Source organism: Amycolatopsis umgeniensis (genome assembly GCF_014205155.1).
Taxonomy (GTDB): domain Bacteria; phylum Actinomycetota; class Actinomycetes; order Mycobacteriales; family Pseudonocardiaceae; genus Amycolatopsis; species Amycolatopsis umgeniensis.
Genome location: NZ_JACHMX010000001.1, coordinates 5,957,908 through 5,973,282, shown reverse-complemented (window position 1 = coordinate 5,973,282; position 15,375 = coordinate 5,957,908). Strand labels below are relative to the sequence as shown.

Genomic DNA, 15,375 nt, shown 5'->3' with positions numbered 1-15,375 from the left:
CGCGGCATCCCCTTACTGTCGAGTCGGGATCAACGGCTGGTCCAGAACGATTACGCGTTTCGGATCGTCCCACATTACCACCAGATCGTGAGCCAGAGAATTCTTGAACGGTACCGCCGCACCGGAATTCGCCAGTTTGCGACGATCCGGAAGTTCGATAAAACCGCTCTCCGCGGCCAATACCCAGTCGAGCAACTCGCGCAGGTTCTCCGGCTCGGCGTCCGGATGCCACAGCACCACCGGCAATCCACTGCGGAGGGCGGTCGTCAGTTCGTCCGGCGCGGCACCCTGTTCCGCTTGGGGCGACGGCGGTTTCGCCAAAACCATACCCACCCAGTGTTCGTCGCTCAGTATCGCGTCGATCGGGTGATCCTCGAACTCCACGCAACCGGAATAGTGCAGCCTGTCGGCGGCGGGATCCTTCACCATCGAGTCCCAGCGAACGTGCCATGCGCGATGCCAATACCTCGCCCGCATCCTCTCCAAAGACCGTATTCCCAGCCGGTAGCCGTACCGCAGCGGCTGCGGCTGACCGGTCCCATGTTCCTTGGCCCACCGCTGCACGGGCAAATTGATCAACGTCCTCGGCAGCAGGAATTCCACCGACGCGGACACGCTCTGACCGGACCAGACGCCTTCAGTCTCCAGGATGACGTCGTCGACCCTGAACTCGACCTCGTCTATTCCGATTTCCCGCACTCCACCGAGCGAAGGCGGCCACACTTCCGGGTCGTCTTGGCGCCAGAATGCGAGAGTGCACCGCGTCGGATCGGCGGAAAGGGGTTCGAGCATGATCATCAAATGCAAATGGGGGCGCTCCGGAATCGGCGGCCTGCTGTACCGCTGGTTCCCCAGCGCGGGGCCGAGCCGCAGCGATCGGGCCTGGTCGGCGATCCAGCCCGCGATCATGGCACCCGGCTCGCCTTCCACGTTCTCCGAGAGCAGGCGCAAGAACGTCACCGCGGGCGGGATCCCGTCCGGGCCGGCGTTGAAATCGGTGAGCAGTTGGAAGGCGCCCCAAGCGTCGGTGACCCCCTCCAGCCGGGGCAACGGAACGGCGGGACCGAGCGCGCGGCTCATCATCACCGCCAGATGGGGGACCTCCATCCGGGTCAGATGATGGTGCAGGCCCGCCAGATCCTTGCGGGGGATCAACTCCAGAACGGCGCTGTTCAGGTCGATCAGAAACGGGTCGTCCGGGGTCTCCGCCACGAAAGGCACCGATTTGGTGACAGGTGCGGTCAGTTCACCGTGCAGACGTAAATAAGCCATTCCGGTGAACGTCTTCACCGAAACCGGTATCGGACTGTACAACTCGGGCAACAGACCCGGATCCTGCGCGATGACGTCGGCGAAGAAGCGCTGCGACGAGATGAACGCGATCATCCGGTCGGATTCCGCGAACGCCTCCTTCGCCTCTTGCGCGTCCAGGATGCGGAAAGCGATGTCGACCGCGTCGCCGACCCACCCGTTCCCGTCGTTCAGCACCTCGCCCGAGTTGAGACTCACCCGCAACCGGATCTGTGCCTGCGGGGTCCGCGTGTGGTTGTACCGGCGGAGGGCGACCGCGATGCGATCCGGCAAGCGGTCGGCGACGAGGCTTTTGGTCGTGCCGGGAGGCAACAGGATCAGCGCGCCGTCGCCGCGGTCTTCGCGCGCGCAGGAATCGAAGTCGACGTCGCTTTCGGCGAAAGCGGTCTTGAGCACCTCGTACATGCCCTGGCGCACGGCCAGGCGATCGAGGGGGTTCCGCTCCGGAGCGGTGAAGCCCGCGACGTCCACGACGACGATCGTGCGGTCGAGAGCCTGCGTCGGTTGCGCCACTGGCCCCCTCCCAAGGTCCACAGCGCCGACCCGTCGGCGCCGACCGCCACATTATCGCGTCAATCGGCCCGGGGTTGAGTGTCAATTGACAAATATGTTCTCCCGTTTCCGTGCTCGTGATTTCCTCACCACATCGGAAGAGCCCTCCCCGACCGCGCCGGGGAGGGCTCCGCATTCACCGAGGGGTCAGACGCCGGCGACCTGCTGGATCCAGCTGCGGTAACGGGTGATGTTGGTGTAGGCGGTGTTGTTCGACCGGTCACTGGTCGACGCGACACCGACCTGACGGCCACCGGAGAACATCGGGCCGCCCGAGTCGCCGCCGGCGGTGATGCCGTTGACGCGGTTCGCGCACACCGCGACGCCGCCGTTGTAGTCACTGCAGTTGACCGAGTTGACCCGGACGGTGGCGACCTTCAGGTAACGGGACTGGCAGTTGATCTCGGAACCGCACTGGCTGGTCGCGCCCCAGCCGTAGACCTGGACGTTCTGGCCGACCGCGACGTTGCTCGTGGTGCCGAGCGGCGAGTAGGTGGCGTTGACCGAACTGGTCAGCTTGACGATGGCGAGGTCGGCGCCCGAGTGCCGGGTGATGGTCGAGCCGGTGGCCATGGTGCCACCGCTCTGCTGGTCGAGGCTGCCGATCCGGAAGGTGTAGGTGCCGCTGCTGGCGACACAGTGCTTGGCGGTGAGGATGTACTGCGGCGCGATGATCGTCGCGGTGCAGTTCTGCTGGCCGTTCACGAACAGCCGGGCCGCCCAGGGACCGCTCTGCGCGTTCTGGCCTCCGATGATCATCGGCTGCGCACCGGAAGGCTCGGCGGCGATCGCGGCGGGGGCGGTCGAGCCGAGCAGCGCCATGAAGGCGGTACCGGCCAGCAGGACGAGGGAGCGCAGTCGCATTTCCGACTCATTTCTGCGGCCGGATCCCAGCCGCGTCCGTGGGGACTGACGCGCTGATTCTGTGTCGTGCCAAGGGAATCCGGAAACCGACGAAAGTTCGCGTGCGCTACCTATTTATTTCCATGACGGCCGGGGACGTTTTTTGAGTATTCGGCGAAGATCATTAGGTAGTGCTTCACTCGCCGAGCAGCCGCCAAGCGGTGAGGGCGAGCCTGGCCCGGGTCAAGCCCGCGGGGTCGTTCAGTTCGACGGCCAGGCTCTTGCCGATCTGGGTGAGCCGGCGCGCGACGCTGCTGTGGTGCAGGTGCAGGGAGTCGGCGGCCTGGCGTACGGAACCCGTGGCGCAGTAGGCGTCCAGCGTCCGCAGATCCTCCGGATCCGTCGCCAGCCTCGTGATCGCGACGACGTCGGCGTTGGCCCGCGTGTCCTCCTCGGGGATCCGCGCGAGCAGCGCCAACGCCCCCAGGTCGTCGTAGCGGATCACCGGCTGGCGGGCGGTCGTGAACCGCAGGGCGGTCCTCGCGTCCTGCCAGGACCTGTGCGGGCAGCCGCCGGCACCGATCCCGGCGCGTACGCCTTCCGGCAGCCGGGCCGGATCCACCGTGGTGGCCAGGATGATGCCCACGTCCGTGAGCGGCGCCGCCTTGACCGGACGGGCCGGGCAGAGCAGGCCGCCGATCTTCTCGAGCGGGATCTCCGACCGGACGGCGACCACGAAGACCGGCGGATCGGCGGGGAAACCCAGCAGCCGCAAGGCCCGGTTCCTGGCGGCGTCGTCGCTGGCTGCGCTGATCACGAGTTCCACCAGCGCCGGATCGGCCATGGTGGTGCGGGCCGGTCCGTACCGTTCGACGACCGTCGCCACGGCGATCGCGAGCCTGTCCAGCACCGCCTCGTCGAGGGCGCCGGGCCCACCCTCGCGTTCCAGCCACACCGTGCCGATCTCCTCGTCGTCGAGGGTGATCGCCGTCGTGATGGACGCCGACGCGGGCGGGGCGGCTTCGCGGCCGTCGGGCGCCATGCGGATCGTGCGCCCCGTGCCGTGGAGCCGGATGCCCGCCACGCATTCCGCCAGCCCCGCCGTGGCACGGGCCAGCGCCGCGAGGTCGACCCGCCGCCGCATCAGGGTGTCGTAGAACATCACGACCCGGATCACGCCTTCGACATCGGGATCCAGATGCGACAACCGCGCGGCGAGTGCCTCCATGTTCGCGAGCGTACGCGGCGATCGTCGCGCGAAGGGGCGCTCACGCGCGACGCTTGGCGGGCGACCTCCGGACCGGGGACCGGAAGGATCATCGGTATGGATCCCGAACTGGAAGCCTTCATCGCCCTGTTCCCCCCGGCGCAGCTCGACGACCCGCTCGCCGAACGCGCGACCTTCGCCAAGCTCGCCACCTCGATTCCGCAGCCGGACACCTCCGCCATGACGGTCGAGGACCGGACGGTGCCCGGCGACCCGGACGTCGCGATCCGGATCTACCGCCCGCACGAGGCGCACGGCGCCCTCGTCTGGCTGCACGGCGGCGGGTGGGTCATGGGCAACCTGGACACCGAACACCCGTGGGCCGCCCGGCTCGCCGAGGCCTCCGGCGCGGTGGTGGTCTCGGTGAACTACCGCCTTGCTCCCGAAAACCCGTTCCCCGCCGCACTCGACGACGTCTACACGGTGCTGAACTGGGCGGCGGAGAACGCGACGGAACTCGGCGTCACCCCGGACCGGATCGCGATCGGCGGGCACAGCGCGGGTGGGGGTCTCGCGGCGGCCACGGCGTTGCGAGCCCGCGACGAACAGGGTCCGCGGATCCGGTTCCAGCTGCTCAACCAGCCGGGACTCGACGACCGGCTGGAAACCTGGTCGGCGCGGAACTTCACCGACACACCATGGATCAACCGCGCCAAGGTCGCCGCGATGTGGCGCTACTACCTGGGCGGACAGCCCGCCCCTTCGTACTACGCCGCGCCTTCGCGGGCCACCGACCTCACCGGCCTGCCGCCCGCCTACCTGGGCACCGCCGAGTTCTGCCCGAACCGCGACGAGAACATCGACTACGCGGTCCGCCTGCTGCAGTCCGGGGTCTCGGTCGAGCTGCACCAGTGGCCCGGCACCTTCCACGGATCGCAGGCGATCCTGTCCGCCGAGGTGTCGCGCCGTCAGATCGCCGAACTGGGCGCCGCCCTGTCGCGCGCGCTGGCCGACTGATGACGACGCCCGCGCCCACCGGTCTGCTGCGCCCGTTCGCCGGGAGTTTCGCCGCTCTCGTCGTCCTCCAGGTCATCGGTGCCGTCTCGGGGTTGGCACCGCTGCTGGCGGTCGTCGAGCTGGGCCGGGCCCTGCTCGCGCCCGGCCCCGTCGACGAGAGCCGCGTCTGGACGGCCGTACTCGTGGGCGCGGCCGGGCTGTTCGTCCGGCTGCTGCTCACGGCCGCGTCGTCCGGTATCGGGCATCTGCTCGACGGCCGGGTCCAGCTCGCCTTCCGCCGTCTGCTGGCCGAACGCCTCGGCCGCGTGCCGCTCGGCTGGTTCTCCGGCCGCCGGACCGGTGAGCTGGCGAAAGTCGTCGGCGAGGACGTCGGCGCCGTACATCCGTTCATCGCCCACACCCCCGGCGAACTCGTGTCCGCCTTCGTCGTCCCGCTGGTGTCGCTGGGCTACCTGCTCACCATCGACTGGCGGCTCACCCTGATCACGCTGATCCCCGTCGTGCTGGCTGTCGCGCTGGTCCCGCTGATGATGACGCCTTCCCGGCTGCGCGAGCAGGAGGAATTCGACCAGGGCATGGCGGGGATCTCGAATTCGGTCGTCGAGTTCGTCGGAGGCATCGCCGTGGTCAAGGCGTTCGGCGGCGCGGGCCGCGCCCATCGCAGCTTCCGCACGGCCGCGGACGACTTCGTCGCCACCTTCACCCGGTGGGTGCGGGGTATGGCCGGACCCGCCGCCGGGATGCAGCTGGCGCTGTCGCCGCCGTTCGTGCTGCTGGTCATCCTGATCGGCGGCACGGTCCTGATCGCGAACGGCGGACTGGCCCCGGTCGATCTCCTGCCCTTCCTGGTACTCGGGCTGGGGCTGACGGCGCCGGTGGCGGCACTCGGCCACGGTTTCGACGAACTGCAGGCCGCCCGGCGCGCGATCGGCCGGATCCGCGAGGTGCTCGGGGTGCCGCCGCTGCCGGAGCCGTCGAATCCCGTCGCGCCCCAGGGACATCGCGTGGAATTGCGCGGCGTGCGCTTCGGCTACGAAGCCGGTCGCGAAGTCCTGCGCGGGATCGACCTGGTGCTCGAACCGGGGACGGTCACCGCCCTCGTCGGGCCGTCGGGCAGCGGAAAGTCCACTTTGGTCACTCTGCTGCCGCGGTTCTTCGACCCGGCGCAAGGATCGATCCTGCTGGGCGGCGTCGATCTGCGCGAACTCGGCAGCCGGGAGCTGTACCGCCACGTCTCCTTCGTCTTCCAGGACGTCCGCCTGCTGCGTGCGTCGGTCGCGGACAACATCGCGCTGGCCGTCCCGCACGCCGGTCTCGACGAGGTCGTGCGCGCCGCCCGGCTGGCGAACATCCACGACCGGATCCTCGAACTGCCGCACGGCTACGAAACCGTGCTCCAGGAGGAAACCGGCCTTTCGGGTGGCGAGGCCCAGCGGATCTCGCTGGCCCGCGCGCTGCTCGCCGACACACCTGTCCTGGTGCTCGACGAGGCCACCGCCTTCGCCGACCCTCAGACCGAACTGGCCGTGCGCCGGGCACTGACGGCGTCGCGCGCCGATCGGACGATCCTGGTCATCGCCCATCGCCTGGAAACGGTCGTCGACGCCGACACCGTCGTGATGCTGGAGAACGGCACGATCGCCGAACGCGGCAAGCCCGCGGAACTGCTGGCACGCAAGGGAAAATTCGCCGCCTTCTGGCAGTCCCACCGGACGGCCGAACCACTGGGGGAAGCTCGATGATCCGGATGTTGCTGCGTGTCCTCGGACCGGAATACGCCCCGCCGGTGCGGCGCACCGTGGCACTGATGACGACGACAGCGATCGTCGAGGGCCTGTCGTACGCGCTGCTGGTGCCCTTGCTACGGGCGCTGCTCGGCGGCTCCCCCGGCGACGCCACGCCGTGGCTGATCGCGTTCGGCGCGGCCGTCGCGGTGTTCGCGATCCTGCGGTATCGCGCCGATCTCTCCGGGTTCCGGGTCGGGACGACGTTGCTGCGCGGGATGTACCACCGGCTCGGTGACCATCTCGCCCGGTTGCCGATCGGCTGGTACAGCACGAGCCGGGTCGGTGAGGTTTCGGCGCTGGCCGGACCGGGTGTTTTGCGGGCGATGAGTGTGATCGCGCATCTGCTGGCGCCGTTCCTCTCCGCCTGCGCCACTCCGGTGACGGTCGTGTTCGTGATCTCCGTCTTCGACTGGCGGCTGGGGCTCGCCGCGTTGATCGCCGTCCCGGTGGTGGCGGCGGTCCAGGTCTGGACGGGTCGTTCGACGGCCGCCGCCGACGAGGAGGGCACCGAACGCGGGCATGAGGCCACCGGCCGGGTCATCGAATATCTGCAGGCACAGCCCGTGCTGCGGGCCGGCGGCCGGACAGCGGACCGGTTCAAGCTTCTCGACGACTCCCTGAGAGATCTCCAGAAGGCGAACCACCGGTCCACGCTTTCGGCTCTGCCCGGTGTCGTCGGCCTGACGTTCACGGTGCAGGCGATGTTCACCGTTCTGCTGATACTGGGCGCTTTCCTCGCACTCGGTGGCGAAATCGGGACGGCGGAAGCGCTGACGATCCTCGTGCTGGCCGCGCGCTGCGCGGATCCGCTGCTGTCCCTGTCCGACATCGGCGGCAAACTCCGGGGCGCGCGTTCGGTGCTGGCGAGGCTCGACGCGGTGCTGCGGACCGAACCGCTCCCGGAGCCGCCCGAGCCGGTCCGGCCGGAGCGGAACGACCTGGAGTTCGACTCCGCCGTCTTCGCGCACGGTGGCCGCACGGTGCTCGACGGTCTTTCGCTGTCCGTCCACGAAGGACAGCGGCTCGCCGTCGTCGGACCGTCGGGTGCGGGGAAGAGCACGGTGCTGCAACTGCTCGCGCGGTTCCACGACGTGGCTTCGGGGGCGGTGCGCGTCGGCGGGGTGGACGTCCGCGCGATCAGCACCGAGGAGCTGATGTCGCGGATCGCCATCGTGTTCCAGGACGTCTACCTTTTCGACGGCACGATCGAGGAGAACGTCCGGCTCGGCCGTCCGGACGCCGAGGACGCCGAAGTACGGGCGGCCGCGACGGCGGCGAGGCTGGACGAAGTGATCGAACGGCTGCCCGGCGGCTGGTCCGCGAACGTCGGTGAGGGCGGGGCGCTGCTGTCCGGCGGGGAACGCCAGCGGGTCTCGATCGCGCGGGCGCTGCTGAAGGGCGCGCCCATCGTGCTGCTCGACGAGGTGACGTCCGCACTGGATCCGGTGAACGAAACCGCCGTGCACGACGGGATCGAACGGTTGATGGCGGGCAGGACCGTGGTGATGGTGGCGCACCGGCTGCGGACCGTCCAGCGCGCCGACAGCGTGGTCTTCCTGGACGGCGGCCGGATCGTGGAGGAAGGGAGCCACGACGACCTGGTCCGCCGCGGTGGCCGGTACGCCGGCTTCTGGGAACTGCAAATCGCTTGACCCCGGCCGTGGGACGGCGCTGCACTGTGCCGATGCAGATCCGTCCCACGACGGGCGAGGAATTCGACGTCTTCGTCGACACCTTGCACGCCGCGTTCGCACGTTTCCCGGAAACCCCGGCCACGCTCTGGTCGGCACTCGAAGAGGACCGCGGCCTGTTCGCGATGTCCGAGGACGGGCGGCCCGTCGGCACGGCCGCCGCGTACTCCTTCGAGCTCACCCTTCCCGGTGAAACCGTCATTCCGGTCTCGGGAGTGACCGCCGTCGGCGTCCTGCCCTCTCACCGGCGCCGAGGCGCGCTCAGCGCGATGATGCGGCGTCAGCTCGCCGACTTCCGGGCCAGGGGCGAATTCCTTTCCGTGCTGCTGGCCTCGGAGGCGCTGATCTACCGACGGTTCGGCTATGGACCGGCCACCTACACCCACCGGCTGACGGTGCAGCGCCACCAAGCGGCCTTCGCTGTCCCACGGACGGCCTCCGGTTCGATCGAGCTGCTGCGCCGTAGCGACTGCGGCGAGATCCTGGAAGAGGTCTACGACCGGTACCGCCGCGCACGGCCCGGCGCGCTGTCACGTCCGCACCGCTGGTGGGCGGAGGGGGCGGGGCAGTCCCCGATCTCCACGGCGCCGCGCTACATCGCGGTTCACCGCGACGCCGACGATGTCCCGGACGGGTACGCCTGCTATTCGCACACCGCCCCGAGCACCTTGACCGTCGACGAGATCATCGCCGCCGACGACGCCGTCTCCACGGCGCTGGCCCGATTCCTCCTCGAACACGACCTGATCACCGAGGTCGTGTTCAAGCACTGCCCGCCCGACCACCCGCTGCGCTGGCAGCTCGAGGACTTCCGGGCCGGCGAGGTCAGCGGCGACACCGACTGGCTCTGGGTCCGGCTGCTGGACATCCCCCGCGCGCTCACCGCACGCGGCTGGTTCACCGACGGCGAGCTCGTCCTCGACGTCGAAGACCCGGCGCTCGGCGAGCACGGCCGCTACCTGCTGACCGTCCGGGGCGGCGAAGCCACCTGCGTCCCGACGGACCGGGAACCCGACCTGTCACTGGACGCGAGCGACCTCGGCTCGATCTACCTCGGCGGCACCCTCCCGAGCAAGCTCGTCCGCGCGGGACGCGTCCGGGCGGGTCACCCGGACGCCGGAGTGCTCGCCGATGCCCTGTTCCGCGCCGAGCGTTCCCCGCACTGCCTGCACTGGTTCTGACCGGTGACGCTAGGACGTGGCCCGGCGGGTGCCGACCGTGAAGAGCAGTGAGGCCGCTGTCAGCACCACGCCGAACCACACCACACTGGTGATGCCCGCGTTGTCCGCCAGCAGTCCGGCGAACAACGCGCCCAGGGCGATGGAAGTGTTGTACGCCAAGGTGTTGAGCGACATCGCGGCCTCGAACGTGTCGGGCGCGGACCGCTGGGTCATGGTGAGCTGGCTCAACTGCACGATGCCGTAGGACAGACCCCAGAGCACCAGCGCGATCATCACCCCCACCCGCCCGTGACCGACGAGGAGCAGCAGCACCAGCGACGCCACGAGCGCGACCGCGCCCACCGTGAAACTCGCCAGCACGTTCCTCGCCACGAAATATCCGGCGATGAAGTTCCCCGCCGCTCCTCCCGCACCGAAGACGATCAGGCACACCGTGATGAAGGTGGGCGACGCCGAAGAAGTGCCTTCCAGGAACGGGCGGATGAAGGTGTAGACACCGAAATGCCCGAGGACGAACAGGACCACGGTGATCAAGACCGAGCGCAGGCGCGCGTTCACCCGCGGCAGGCCGAAGACCTCCCGTACCGAAACCGCGTTCGCCGACGGCAAGGACGGGACCAGGACGACGACAGCGAGAAACACCAGGACGCTGAGCCCGCTCCAGATCAGGAACGTGGTCTGCCAGCCGGTGAGGCTCTCCAGGATGGTGCCCAGTGGCATGCCCAGCACCGTGGCGACCGAGATCCCCGACATCACGACCGCCGCCGCCCGGTTCGCGTGGCGGTCCGGGACGATGCGCATCGCCATGCCCACCCCGATGGCCCAGAACGCCCCGTTGGCGAAGCCCATGACGAGCCGGGTCGCCAGTACCAGCGGATAACTCGGGGCGAGCGCGGTGATCAGGTTGCCCACGGCCAGGATCGCGAGCAAGGTGGAGAGCAGGACGCGCCGGTTGATCCGCCGGGTCCACGCGACGATGAACGGCACGCCCAGCCCGGCCGAGACGCCGTAGAGCGTGACCATCAGGCCGGCGACACCCACCGAGATGCCCAGGCTGGAGCTCACCGGCGTGAGCAGGCCGACGGGCATCAATTCGGTGGTGAGGAAGACGAACAGGCTGGCGGTGATCGCGGCGACCCCCGCCCAGCCCTTCAGGGTCGAATGCGCACTTTCGGTTCGGGTGACCATTCTTCTCTCTCGATTCACGAGCATGACGAAGAAACCTCTGCCGGACCGGCGATTCCGGTCGCGTGAGGTGCATCGTCGGAGGAGTTCGACGGCGCGCGGGACAGTCCCACGACCTCTTAGCGCTAAGCTATTCGATGCTTAGCGCTAAGTCAAACGAGTGCTCGAGAGCGGTGCGGGTCAGTCCTCCAGGGCGACGTCACCCAAGGACTGCAACAGGTTTCGCAGCAAGGCGGCCAGTTCGTCCCGTTCCACCGGGCTGACCGCCTTCAGGAGCCGATGCTCGGTGTCGACGTGATCGGGGAGCGCGCGGTCGATGAGTTCGCGACCCTTCTCGGTCAGGTCGACCAGCACCCGGCGGCCGTTCGTCTCGTCGGGAGCACGGGCCACCAGGCCTCGTTCCTCGAGGCGATCGAGCCGTTGGGTGACCGCGCCGGAGGTGATCATCGCCGAACGCATCAGGTCGGCGGGGGTCAGCGTGCCCGCCCGGCGCAGGGTGGCCAGCACGTCGAACGAGGACCTGTCGAGGTCGTGCCGCGCGAAGGTCTTCCGCAGTTCGCCGTCCAGGACCCGGTTCAGCCTGGACAGCCGTCCGATGACGGCCATCGGGGAGACGTCCAGGTCGGGACGGGCTACCGCCCACTGGCTGAGAATATGGTCAACGTGATCCGGCACGCCCGGAGATTACCCCGGTCTCAGAGCGCGGACGTTCGTTGACACCCCGTAGTGCCACTGCTCTACTCGGACGCATGCGCTGTACGGCCTGAATCAGTGTCCGCCACCTTCGAGAACCACCCGGGAATTCCGGGCGCTCCGCCCTGCCCAAAATTCCCGTTCGCCCTCGCACAGAACGGAATTCACCCATGACCACGACCGAGAACCGGATCCGGTCCGCCACCGAATGGCTGGCCGTCGCGAAGGACGTCGCCGACCGGCTCGCGGCGGACGCGGCCGAACGCGACCGGAAGAACGAGACGCCCCATCAGGAAGTCCTGCTGCTCAAGGAATCCGGGCTGGTGACGCTGCTCGGCCCGGTCGAGCACGGAGGCGGCGGCCAGAGCTGGGAGACCGCCTATCGCGTGACCCGAGAGGTCGCGCGGGGTGATGGCTCGATCGGGCAAGTACTCGGCTATCACTATCTTTGGGCCTGGGCCGCGCGGCTGGTGGCGACGGACGAGCAGGTCGCCGCGGTCGAAGAACTGTATACGCGGAACAATTTCGTCTTCGGCGGCGCGGTCAATCCCCGCGATTCCGATCTGAAGATCACCGAGGACGGCGACGAGATCGTCTACAACGGACACAAATCGTTCTCCACCGGCAGCAAGGTCTCCGATCTGACCGTGCTCGAAGGCATCCTGGAAGGCACCGAGGACCACATCTTCGCCATCGTTCCGTCCAAACAGGACGGTATCGTCTTCCACGACGACTGGGACAACATCGGCCAGCGGCTCACCGAGTCGGGCAGCGTGACCATCACCGACGTGCGCGTCCCTTGGGCGAGCGCGGCGGGCTACGTCGACAAGAAGTTCCACCCGCTGACCTACAACACGCTCAACGTCCCGGCGATCCAGCTGGTGTTCGCCAACTTCTACCTCGGCATCACCCAAGGCGCGCTGGAAACCGCGCTGGCGTACACCCGCGAGCACACCCGCGCGTGGCCGTACGGCGGCGACAACAAGGCGTCTTCCAGCGAAGAGTGGTACATCCTCGACGGTTACGGCGATCTCCAGTCGAAGCTGTGGGCCGCCGAAGCGCTGGTGGACAAGGCAGGAGCGGCGATCTCGGCCGTCCTGCACGCGCCGCGCGAAGAGCTCACGCCGGAGGCGCGCGGCGACGTCGCGGTCCTCATCGCCGCCGCCAAGCAGCGCGTGATCGACACCGGACTCGAGATCGGCACGAAGGTCTTCGAGCTGACCGGCGCCCGCGCGAGCGCCACGAAGTTCGGCCTCGACCGCTTCTGGCGGAACCTGCGCACGCACTCACTGCACGACCCGGTGGCCTACAAACGCCGCGAGGTCGGTGCGTACGCGCTGCTGAACGAGCTGCCGGAACCCACCTGGTACACCTGATCGACCCGTCCGCGGTGGTCCTGAAGGCCCCCTTTGAGACGGTGATCGTCTCAAAGGGGGCCTTCAGGACACCGGGCCCCGCGCCCCGCCCCAGACAGGACCCGCATCAGGCGGTCGGCCGCACCGTCACCGACTGCCCCGGCCGCAGCCGCAGCTCCCGCCGCCACCCACCGGCCCGCACCGTCGTGGTCTTCCCGCCGACGCTGCGCACCGTCGCCGAGGTGACCTTCCCGTCGCGCCACGCGAGATCCACGACGAAACCGCCCCGCGCCCCGATCCCGGTCACCTTCCCGCTGCCCGACCACGCCTCGGGCAGCGCGGGCAGCAGTTCGATCACGCCCGGCCGTGAGTACAGCAGCATTTCCAGCATCGCCGACGGCGCGCCGAAGTTGGCGTCGATCTGGAAGATCGCGCGGTCGCCGAAGCTGTACATGTCGAACAGGTTGGGCGCGCTCCCGTTGCCGTGGTCCACCGACGGCCTCATCACCGTGAGCACCAGCCGATAGGCGCGTTCGGCGTCCTTGAGCCGGGCCCAGCACAGCGACCGCCAGGCGCAGGCCCAGCCGAAACTGTCCATGCCCCTGGCGATCAGCTGATTGCGGACGCCGTCGATCACCTCCGCCGGACTCTCGTCGAGGTTGACGCGGTCACCGGGGAAGAACCCGATCAGTCCGGAAAGGTGCCGGTGCGTGGTCTCACCGAGGTTCGACGGCGTCATCCATTCCTGCAGCCATCCGGTCACCGGGCTCACTTCGGGCAGGTAGAGGCGATCCTGCAGGCCGCCGATCGTCCGCGCGTACCCGCGATCGCGGCCGAGCACGTCGGTGGCGTGCCGGAAGTGCTTGAACAGGTCGAAGACGAGTTCCTGCGCGTAGGTGATGCCCTTGGCGTCGGTCGGGCCGTGTTCGGGCGACCAATCGTTGTCGTCGATCAGGACTTCGCGCGTGGTGCCGTCGGGCGCGGTGACCGTGGTGGTGATCAGCCGCGCTTCCCAGAACTCGACAGCTCCCTTGAGCATCGGATAGATCTTCGCCAGGAAGGCCCGGTCCTGCGTGAACTCGTAGTGCTCCCAGAGGGAATTGCACAGCCAGGCGTTGCCTGCCGGATGCCACCACCAGCCCATGCCGCCGTGGATGTTCGTGGAGAACGCCGTCGTCCAGCCCGCGACCTTCCCGGTCGAGTTGCGGAATCCGTTACGCGGATCGTTGAACAGCCGCCGCGTCTGCGTCGTCCAGGATGACAGCTGCGAGAGGCAATAGTCGGTGAGCGCGTCGAAACAGCGCGACAACCCCGCGCGATCCGCGAGCCAGTAGTTCATCTGGACGTTGATGTCGGTGTGGTAGTCCGCCATCCAGTCCGGTGTGTTGTTGTGCAGCCACAACCCTTGCAGGTTCAGCGGCAGGCTGTCGCGCGAGCCGGTGATCATCAGGTACCGGCCGAACTGGAGGTAGCTCGCCTCCAGTTCCGGGTCCGGCGCCGGGCCGGCGGCGCGCGCACCCAGCCTCGACCACGTGTCGAGGGCGCGCTGCTCGGGCGTAGACCGGCCGAGGTCGACCTGCATGGTGCGGTACAGCTTCTGGTAGTCGAAAACGTGTGCCGCCCGCAACGCCGTCGCGGGTACGGCCGCCGCCATCCTGGCCTTCCGGGTGGCGAGCGCGACAGGGTCGAGCCCGCGGTCACGGAAACCGGTGGCGGGATCGGGTGAGTAGTTCGTCCCGCCGCTGATCACGATCACCAGTTCGGCGCAGCCGCGGAAGGTGACCCGCGCGCCCTCGACGGCGACCTTCCCGGTCCGGCTCGTCGCCGTCACCACGGCGCCGTACACGAGTCCGTTGTCGAAAGCGCCTTTCAGGACACCGCCGGTCGTCGTCTCGCCGTGTGTGCCGTCGAGGGTGATGGTCCCGGTGTAGGTCCCGGACCCGTTTTCCCTGCCCAGGCGGACGATCACGACGTCATCGGGGTAACTCGCGTACACCTCGCGGACGAACCTGGTGCCGTCGTGGGTGTAGCTCGCGGAGACGAGGCCGTTGCTGAGGTCGAGACGGCGCCGATAGCCCGTCACCCCCGAATGCCCGACGGCGATCCGCACGGTGGCGAGCAGGTTGAAGGTGCCGAAGTTCTCCCTCGCGTACGGGAACTGCCCGTCGTCCTGGAGTTCGGCGTTGAGGTGGCCGGTCCACAGCGAGGCGTCGGTCAGATAGAGGACATCGTCGCCGACCAGCGCGCCGAGCCTGCCGTTGCCGATCGGCAGGCCCTCTTCGATGATCCTGCGCTCGTCGGCCGGGGTGGGATACCAAAGCACGGTGGCTTGCTCTTCGGGGACCAGATCCACCGACTCGGGCCTGGCGACCTCGGCGTGGGCGGCGAAGGGCCGCGCTCCGCTGAACGCGAGACCGGCTCCGAGTGCTCCGGTGTACCGCAGGAAGTTCCGCCGCGACGGTGCGGCGAAAGAGTCCGTCATCGTGGGAATCCCTTCGGGGGCAGGGGAAACGACGGTTGACAGCACGGGCACCGTAACACAAGAATCACAGA

At 68.6% G+C, this 15,375-nt stretch carries 11 protein-coding genes; 5 read left to right on the top strand and 6 right to left on the bottom strand.

Features of this window, described 5'->3' with window-relative positions:
- Positions 1–12: 12 nt before the first annotated feature.
- From HDA45_RS42475 to HDA45_RS28250, 3 genes are all read right to left on the bottom strand, one after another.
- The gene (locus tag HDA45_RS42475) at positions 13–1,824 is read right to left on the bottom strand and encodes a VMAP-C domain-containing protein (protein WP_184900347.1); all 1,812 of its coding nucleotides are present in this window, start codon (positions 1,822–1,824) and stop codon (positions 13–15) included.
- 186 nt (positions 1,825–2,010) lie between these two features.
- Positions 2,011–2,727 (bottom strand): S1 family peptidase, encoded by a 717-nt coding sequence (locus tag HDA45_RS28255; protein WP_184900345.1) that lies wholly within the window; start codon positions 2,725–2,727, stop codon positions 2,011–2,013.
- 175 nt (positions 2,728–2,902) lie between these two features.
- Positions 2,903–3,934, bottom strand: coding sequence for a PucR family transcriptional regulator (locus tag HDA45_RS28250; protein ID WP_184900343.1), 1,032 nt, complete (start codon positions 3,932–3,934; stop codon positions 2,903–2,905).
- A 96-nt stretch (positions 3,935–4,030) separates the two neighbouring features.
- Here HDA45_RS28250 and HDA45_RS28245 point away from each other — a divergent pair, with 96 nt between their 5' ends.
- From HDA45_RS28245 to HDA45_RS28230, 4 genes are read left to right on the top strand one after another with little or no spacing between them, the layout of a single operon-like run.
- Positions 4,031–4,930, top strand: a complete 900-nt coding sequence (locus HDA45_RS28245; RefSeq protein ID WP_184900341.1) for an alpha/beta hydrolase — start codon at positions 4,031–4,033, stop codon at positions 4,928–4,930.
- Positions 4,930–6,672, top strand: a complete 1,743-nt coding sequence (locus HDA45_RS28240; RefSeq protein ID WP_184900339.1) for an ABC transporter ATP-binding protein — start codon at positions 4,930–4,932, stop codon at positions 6,670–6,672. The genes HDA45_RS28245 and HDA45_RS28240 overlap by 1 nt, the downstream gene beginning before the upstream one ends.
- The gene (locus HDA45_RS28235) at positions 6,669–8,369 is read left to right on the top strand and encodes an ABC transporter ATP-binding protein (RefSeq protein ID WP_184900337.1); all 1,701 of its coding nucleotides are present in this window, start codon (positions 6,669–6,671) and stop codon (positions 8,367–8,369) included. Before HDA45_RS28240 ends, HDA45_RS28235 begins: the two co-directional genes overlap by 4 nt.
- 32 nt (positions 8,370–8,401) lie before the next feature.
- Entirely contained in the window at positions 8,402–9,589 is a 1,188-nt protein-coding gene (locus tag HDA45_RS28230; protein WP_184900335.1) for a GNAT family N-acetyltransferase, read from the top strand.
- A 9-nt stretch (positions 9,590–9,598) separates the two neighbouring features.
- Here the strand turns inward: HDA45_RS28230 and HDA45_RS28225 are convergent, their stop codons facing one another.
- Both HDA45_RS28225 and HDA45_RS28220 read right to left on the bottom strand, forming a co-directional pair.
- The gene (locus HDA45_RS28225) at positions 9,599–10,777 is read right to left on the bottom strand and encodes an MFS transporter (protein WP_184900333.1); all 1,179 of its coding nucleotides are present in this window, start codon (positions 10,775–10,777) and stop codon (positions 9,599–9,601) included.
- A 177-nt stretch (positions 10,778–10,954) separates the two neighbouring features.
- A complete protein-coding gene (locus tag HDA45_RS28220) occupies positions 10,955–11,449 on the bottom strand; it encodes a MarR family transcriptional regulator (protein WP_184900331.1) in 495 nt (164 codons plus the stop codon).
- A 188-nt stretch (positions 11,450–11,637) separates the two neighbouring features.
- On the opposite strand from HDA45_RS28220, the gene HDA45_RS28215 reads away from it, so the two are divergent.
- A complete protein-coding gene (locus tag HDA45_RS28215) occupies positions 11,638–12,843 on the top strand; it encodes an acyl-CoA dehydrogenase family protein (RefSeq protein ID WP_184900329.1) in 1,206 nt (401 codons plus the stop codon).
- 106 nt (positions 12,844–12,949) lie between these two features.
- Here the strand turns inward: HDA45_RS28215 and HDA45_RS28210 are convergent, their stop codons facing one another.
- Entirely contained in the window at positions 12,950–15,304 is a 2,355-nt protein-coding gene (locus HDA45_RS28210) for a glycosyl hydrolase family 95 catalytic domain-containing protein (RefSeq protein ID WP_184900327.1), read from the bottom strand.
- Positions 15,305–15,375: the final 71 nt, after the last annotated feature.

Coding starts and splice junctions, on each gene's coding strand:
- HDA45_RS28255 (WP_184900345.1), bottom strand. CDS start 2,727: ATGCGACTGCGCTCCCTCGTCCTGCTGGCCGGTACCGCCTTCATGGCG.
- HDA45_RS28240 (WP_184900339.1), top strand. CDS start 4,930: ATGACGACGCCCGCGCCCACCGGTCTGCTGCGCCCGTTCGCCGGGAGT.
- HDA45_RS28245 (WP_184900341.1), top strand. CDS start 4,031: ATGGATCCCGAACTGGAAGCCTTCATCGCCCTGTTCCCCCCGGCGCAG.
- HDA45_RS28235 (WP_184900337.1), top strand. CDS start 6,669: ATGATCCGGATGTTGCTGCGTGTCCTCGGACCGGAATACGCCCCGCCG.
- HDA45_RS28215 (WP_184900329.1), top strand. CDS start 11,638: ATGACCACGACCGAGAACCGGATCCGGTCCGCCACCGAATGGCTGGCC.
- HDA45_RS28210 (WP_184900327.1), bottom strand. CDS start 15,304: ATGACGGACTCTTTCGCCGCACCGTCGCGGCGGAACTTCCTGCGGTAC.
- HDA45_RS28225 (WP_184900333.1), bottom strand. CDS start 10,777: ATGGTCACCCGAACCGAAAGTGCGCATTCGACCCTGAAGGGCTGGGCG.
- HDA45_RS28230 (WP_184900335.1), top strand. CDS start 8,402: ATGCAGATCCGTCCCACGACGGGCGAGGAATTCGACGTCTTCGTCGAC.
- HDA45_RS28250 (WP_184900343.1), bottom strand. CDS start 3,934: ATGGAGGCACTCGCCGCGCGGTTGTCGCATCTGGATCCCGATGTCGAA.